This window comes from Burkholderia sp. MSMB1078WGS (genome assembly GCF_001528895.1).
Taxonomy (GTDB): domain Bacteria; phylum Pseudomonadota; class Gammaproteobacteria; order Burkholderiales; family Burkholderiaceae; genus Burkholderia.
This window is the reverse complement of sequence record NZ_LPDI01000097.1, coordinates 1-738: the sequence shown is the minus strand read 5'-3', so window position 1 is coordinate 738 and position 738 is coordinate 1. Positions and strand designations below refer to the sequence as shown.

1 protein-coding gene is annotated in these 738 nt (G+C 64.8%); it reads left to right on the top strand.

What is annotated here, in order from left to right; genetic code table 11:
• Positions 1–738, top strand: a 738-nt coding sequence (locus WT24_RS24400; RefSeq protein WP_059789098.1) for a 3-hydroxybutyrate dehydrogenase, incomplete at both ends; no start/stop codon positions are given.

Here is a 738-nt window from a genome sequence, read left to right as displayed (position 1 = left end):
GGCAAGACCGCAGTCGTCACGGGCGCCGCGAGCGGCATCGGCAAGGAAATCGCGCTGGAGCTGGCCAAGGCAGGCGCGGCCGTCGCAATCGCCGACCTGAACCAGGACGGCGCGAACGCGGTCGCCGACGAGATCAACAAGGCAGGCGGCAAGGCAATCGGCGTCGCGATGGACGTGACCAGCGAGGAAGCCGTGAACACCGGCATCGACAAGGTGGCCGAAGCGTTCGGCTCGGTCGACATCCTCGTGTCGAACGCCGGTATCCAGATCGTCAACCCGATCGAGAACTATTCGTTCTCCGACTGGAAGAAAATGCAGGCGATCCACGTGGACGGCGCGTTCCTGACGACGAAGGCCGCGCTCAAGCACATGTACAAGGACGATCGCGGCGGCGTCGTGATCTACATGGGTTCGGTGCACTCGCACGAAGCGTCGCCGCTGAAGTCGGCGTACGTGACGGCCAAGCACGGGCTGCTCGGCCTGGCACGCGTGCTGGCGAAGGAAGGCGCGAAGCACAACGTGCGCTCGCACGTCGTGTGTCCGGGCTTCGTGCGTACGCCGCTGGTCGACAAGCAGATTCCGGAGCAGGCGAAGGAGCTCGGCATCAGCGAAGAGGAAGTGATCAAGAAGGTGATGCTCGGCAACACGGTCGACGGCGTGTTCACGACGGTGCAGGATGTCGCGCAGACGGTGCTGTTCCTGTCGGCATTCCCGAGCGCTGCGCTCACGGGCCAGTCG